At 44.2% G+C, this 5800-nt stretch carries 4 protein-coding genes; 1 reads left to right on the plus strand and 3 read right to left on the minus strand.

Annotated features, from left to right (window positions below; genetic code table 11):
• Positions 1–431: 431 nt before the first annotated feature.
• Positions 432–1322 (plus strand): C-GCAxxG-C-C family (seleno)protein, encoded by an 891-nt coding sequence (locus tag AC4E7D_RS10695; RefSeq protein ID WP_490173786.1) that lies wholly within the window; start codon positions 432–434, stop codon positions 1320–1322.
• Between the two features lie 163 nt (positions 1323–1485).
• Here the strand turns inward: AC4E7D_RS10695 and AC4E7D_RS10700 are convergent, their stop codons facing one another.
• From AC4E7D_RS10700 to AC4E7D_RS10710, 3 genes are all read right to left on the minus strand, one after another.
• The gene (locus AC4E7D_RS10700; protein ID WP_490173787.1) at positions 1486–1983 is read right to left on the minus strand and encodes an outer membrane beta-barrel protein; all 498 of its coding nucleotides are present in this window, start codon (positions 1981–1983) and stop codon (positions 1486–1488) included.
• Between the two features lie 479 nt (positions 1984–2462).
• Positions 2463–4019 carry a right-handed parallel beta-helix repeat-containing protein gene (locus tag AC4E7D_RS10705; RefSeq protein ID WP_490173788.1) on the minus strand — a complete coding sequence of 519 codons (1557 nt, stop codon included), beginning with the start codon at positions 4017–4019 and terminating at the stop codon, positions 2463–2465.
• Between the two features lie 402 nt (positions 4020–4421).
• A partial coding sequence (locus tag AC4E7D_RS10710) for an adenylate/guanylate cyclase domain-containing protein (RefSeq protein ID WP_490173789.1) occupies positions 4422–5800 on the minus strand: 1379 nt, incomplete at its 5' end.

Genomic DNA, 5800 nt, shown 5'->3' on the forward strand with positions numbered 1-5800 from the left:
TTTAAGGAGAGGGTCCTGGGTTCGAGCCCCAGCCGGGTCACGATCAAGCGCAAAACCCGCCATTTAATGGCGGGTTTTTTGTTTTGAAGAGTAGCATGGAGTAAACTCCGGTGCTGCGATGAAAACAAAAAACCGGCGTAAAGAAATTTACGCTGGTTTTGCATTTGCAGGACGTGACGGCTGGGTCAGACGACTGAAAGGAGTCAACCCCGGTCGGTCATCAAGGTCTGGTTGTGCATTTGCAAAATGATAGCGCTGGGTCCAACGAGCGAAGCGATGTTAACCCCAGCTGAATTGCAAACCATGACCAGACAGGACCACCTTGGAACTCTTTTTTTAAAGGAGACCTTCTGATGCTTTCCATACTGATCTAAATCATAGGTAATCAGCCTTTTGAGTACTACCTTTTTCCCATAAAAATTAAGGCTCAAGTGGAATCAACGAAAACAAAATCGCAAGACACCAAAACGATCTTCAAGCAATGTGGCGCCTGCTCGCACACCTTTGCCCATATTTTAAACCGGGAGTTTGGACGGCCTAATGAACTCGCCGAGCTGGCGTTAAACCCCTTGGCAGGGGGTATCATGAATCAAAGTCAGCAATGCGGTATGATCTGGGGCGCGGCTCTGGCTGCAGGGGCGGAGGCCTACAGACGACACAGAGATAAGGACCTGGCTATGGCAGTTGCAATAACAGCTACAAAAGAACTTGTATCCTCCTTCGAAAAGCGGGCAGAAACCGTGAATTGTGGAGAGATCCTCGGGTATAATTTAAGCAACGTACTCGGTGTTGCCAGATTAATGGTCAGCAACACACTGAAAGGCATGGAAAACAGCAAATGTTTTGAGCTTGCCGAAGCATGGGCTCCCGAGGCTGTTGCATCTGCAAAAAAAGGACTGGGTCAATCGGATACTACTATTACCCCAAAACCTGTGAGCTGTGCCTCTGAAGTAGTGAGAAAAATGGGCGGCAGTCAAGAGGAAATCTTGATGGCAGCAGGTTTTGCAGGGGGTCTTGGCCTAAGTGGTAATGCCTGCGGTGCCCTTAGTGCGGCCATTTGGATGCAAACACTGCAATGGTGCAGGAAAAATCCGGGTCAAATCCCTCCTTACTTCAAAAACAAACCAGCCAAGCAAATTCTGAAAACATTTAAAAAACTGACCGGGGCAGAATTATCGTGCGAAAAGATAACCGGGCAAAAATTTGAAAACATCGAATCTCACACTACCTATATAAAAAGTGGCGGCTGTAATGAACTTATTGATAGCCTGGCAAACACGGCATTATACCCCATGGGAAAAGGTATCAAAACAAAGATATGAACGGTCTCAAGTGACAGGTTTGAAGAATTTAGTTGTTTGGGGCTTAACTCCCTGCCTGTTGTCAGGGTTTTCGTCTTTACGTTTAGCTTGGAACCTGCCCCTATTGAAAAACAAAAAGCGAAGGGTTTCTCCTTCGCTTTTTATACATTCTTTTTTTATGAGCTTACAAGCCCAGCATGAGTCCCAGGTTAATGGTATTCCAGTTAAAATCTCCGTCCAGGCTAATTCCGGTGTAAGAGAGATTAAGTCCAAGTTTTTCGCTCAGGGAATAGCCAACCATCGGACGATAGTAAAAGCCACCGTCATTTCCGTCATTTATTCCCACGGCATATCCCAGGTCAACCCCGGCACTGATCCCTTCACTAAGATGGACCCTACCTGCTGCAGCTAAAGGAAGAAATTGAATATCCTCTATATCCACTGTTCCCAGACCGGTATCTATTTCTTTACCAAAGGCATTGGAAAATCCCACGGCCGCACCGGCATCAAATTTGTCGGATACAGACCAAAGATAAGTAAAGTCAATTCCCAGACTAAGCCCTGAAAAATCACTGGCATCCCCCGTTGGGATTCCTAAGTTGATTCCAACACTGGGTCCTTCCTGAGCCTGAATACTCAAACCTGCAATAAGAAAAGCTGCAATAAAAATTACTTTTTTCATATGTTTTATTTTTTATGATGGTCAAATGTAGTTACATCTTAAAACCCCACTTAATTCAAGTTGTGAACCGTTCTTATAAAGTGGCCTATTTGCCGAAAACTGTGGTTTAGGGAAGGATGGCAGTCGAAAAATATGAGGAAATTTCCTACGCATTGCAGTAGTGTAATAGGTACACTTTTTGGATAACTGAATCCTCCCTCAGTCTGAATATGGCTGAAATCGTAAGCAAACGAACTTATCAAAGCGTGTGTGAGCTAGAACCCGTAACTAAAAAGTACGGGTAGTAAACAGCACCCGAGTTGCTGTGGGTACTGACATGGTGTACAGTATCAGACGAATTCAGGGACGTCTTCCCAGCCTTGCATACTTACCGAGGACGTGCTTTCAGGTACCCTATCCCCATAGAAAAGAAAAAAGCCCGAAAACTTTTAATTTCCGGGCTTATCACTTTAAGCTCTACGTCCTACTACGAATGCGCATTAAATCTTTTTGTTCCTTTTTTCTTTAAGAATTTTTTCCCTTTTTTGATGCCTTTCCATGACCTTCTTGCTTAACTGCTCATATTGTTTTTGAACCAGCTGTTTGTTTACTTTTTTGGTTAGCGCCTCACAGGCCTTTCCACCAGCGATCTGATTAGCGCCTGGATTCAGGTCTAGCACCTGGTTACAAACATCAGTCCCGGCTGGGAATTTATTCTCCGCGATAAAGTTCTCCATAGCAAAGGGCTCTTCATAAGGACCTTGACCAGTAAAACCAATTTCAAACTTTTGCATGACATCTAAAAGCAATACGGCGCCAAATGAATCAGGATCTTCGGACCAGCCGGCTACTCCCGTCATCGTATAATCGTTATTGCTGAAATGATTACCCTGATTTAAAGGGTCGGGTGTATCTAAGCCATCATTCTGATGCCAATTGATGGTCGTAACCAGAGTGGCAGCATTTTGGAAGGCTGGGAAAAATCCACCTCCTGGAATCGGCTCTACAGTTCCGAGTTTATTGTTCTGGTAGTGGTTATCACTACCTCCCATAATCCATATTTGTGGGCCGTAAGTAGTTAGGCCACTAAGATCATTGTTGATAAACTTGTTATTGTGACCATAGGGTTCTTTCAACAAGCCGGAAAAACCTGCAATACCCGTAATAGTATTGTCCTTGACCAGGACATTGTTTATTCCACTGGCCGAGGTACCCACCACTAGACCAGCAGCATCCATACCTTCAATAGCTACTGTATTGCCAACAATTCTTACTGGTGGATTATCCCCCCATTCCGGACCGGTGGCTGAGGTCACCCACCATGATCCAATGAATACACCATCATAACCGCCGTCTAAAACATTCATGGCATTGTTGATAATATCCAGCTTATTATTGAATGTAAACATAAAAACACAGTCCAGGCCAGCCGTCATATTATTGTCTGCGATCTCAGTGCTACCCGTGGTTTCTGCAGCAAAATAATTAATAAAGGATTCTATGGTGTTGTTGAGCACTTTGATGCCTCCGGGCGTACCCTTAACTACAACACCACCACCAAACGTATTTGAAATTATAGTATTACCTTCAATTATAATCGGCTTCCCGCTTTCCTCAACATTGACCAGGATGACGTCAAAATCGCAGTTAAATACAATATCATAAATCTCCACCCCCGGCGCGGTAATGGTAATGGGATTTCTTATAAAACCTAATCCTGGAATGACCTCTGCCTTTGCCCCGTTAAGGATGGTAGCGGGTCCCTTGATAATTACATTTTCCCGGTTAATGACAACACCTCCGATGGTCTCGTCTGAGCCAAAATCAAAGGTGCCGCTCAGGGTAACATGATTAAAATTGTCCACAGCACTCTGTACAGCGGCAACATCTTGTGCAGCAATCCCGGTTCCAACTACGGTAGTCTTTAGTTTTTTTGCAGCCAGATCAACTTTGGTAAGCTCCTCTCCTGCAAGCGTTGCGTCTACTTCTGGCATATCCTTATCACAGGAAACCAAGGCAAATAGCATTGCGATGAAATAATAAAAAATGTTCCTCATATCTAAAGTTTTATTAGTTTCCTGTAATGGGGGAAGGGAGGGAACTTGAAAAGCGGTACGTCCACTTTTTATCACACAATGCATAAAAGAAATCTGGCCGCTTACAAACCCCAACTAAAGTTCCCGATTAAAGAAATATCCTACTAAACAACTATGATTCAAAAACGTATAATTTTGATGCATTGTTGACACATAGTTGAAAGTCTTTCAATTATGTTTCAAAAGATTTAATGAGGTCGCAGTACTACTATGGATAACCCTTAAGAGGTATATGATTACATGGTAGAACAGACAAAAAATGGTGGGATAGAAATTGTTAGGGCACAATAGATGGGCAGCTGTAGATTTTTATAGGCAGGTTAACTTATGTCATTAAAACGCTCAGAAGCACCCGAATATTTCCTAGGCGCCTAATTCCTCTTCCACAAAGTACATTTTTAAGTGCCCCCTGTTTTTCACTTCTAATTCTCCCCTGTAGGAACACTTGAATTTATCCTTGACCAGTTGATACGTATTTTCTGAAATATTGATCCGCCCGGGTTCGGAGTTGGATTCCATTCGGGAAGCCACATTCACGGTATCGCCCCAAATATCATAGGAGAATTTTTTGGTGCCCACAACACCGGCCACCACCGGACCTGTATTGATCCCTACGCGGATATCAAGTGATGCATGTCCGTCTGAGTCCTTTTCCTTGGATTCCTGCACGAAATCAACAATCTCCTGTGCGGCCAGGATCATTTTCTCTGCATGGTCATTCGACGGAAAGGGTAATCCCCCGGCACACATGTACGCATCCCCTATGGTCTTTATTTTCTCCAAACCGTATTTGCCCATGATCTCATCAAATTTAGAGAAGTAATAGTCTACACTTTCCACCAGCACTTCCGGGCTTAATTTTTCCGAATAACGTGTAAAGCCTTTAAAATCAGTAAAGAGAACAGAGACCGATTCGAAGCGGTCTGCCTTCACCTTGCCGTGTTCCTTGAGTTCCTCGGCGGTCTTTTCAGGAAGGATATTCAGCAGCAAATTCTCTGAGCGGTCCTTTTCTGCCGCAATGATTTCGTTTGTCTTTTTGATGAATTTATTGCGTCGGTATAATCCCGTAGCCAGCAGGGCGATCAGTATAAAGGCCACCGCCGTGGCAATTAAGATATTCCGCTGGTTCTTTTGCCGTTCTTCTGCCACATCCACCTCTATCTGTTTCTGGGATACTTCGTAGTCCAGACGAAGGTCGGCCATATCCTGAACGGCCTCCAGGTTACGTACACTGTCTCTGTAGGTCACATGGTCTTTGAAGTGACTGAAGGAAGTAGCCGTATCCCCGGCGGTTTCATAAAGTTGGGAGAGTTTAAGGTGGGCACTACCAATCTCATCCTTAAGGCCGGACTGCATGGCAAGATCAAGGCTTCTGTGCGCGTATTCCATAGCGGTTTTCAAGTCGTTTTTTCTCTTGTAGATATCTGCCATGTAGGTAAGGTAGACCGAGATCGGATAATAATCTTCCAGTTCTTCCAGGATGACAACGGCCTTGTTGATATTTGTTTCTGCCAGTTCATCCCTCCTCTGTTCTGCATAAATCATCCCCAAGTTACCCAGACCATATGCCTCTCCGATCGGATACTGGATTTTTTGAAATATCAGGGTGGCCTCATCCGTATAGATAAGAGCGGAGTCCAGTTGTCCATTAAAAAAATGATCGTCTCCCGCATTTAAAAGGGCGGTGGCAATCTTAATGGAATCATTTAGTTGTCTTAACATTTGAATCCCCTTGCGGTAAT

The sequence above is a fragment of the Lentiprolixibacter sp. genome (assembly GCF_982873095.1).

Bases quoted from the DNA above. Each gene is read 5' to 3' on its own strand.
- AC4E7D_RS10700 (WP_490173787.1), bottom strand. From the start codon at position 1,983: ATGAAAAAAGTAATTTTTATTGCAGCTTTTCTTATTGCAGGTTTGAGT.
- AC4E7D_RS10705 (WP_490173788.1), bottom strand. From the start codon at position 4,019: ATGAGGAACATTTTTTATTATTTCATCGCAATGCTATTTGCCTTGGTT.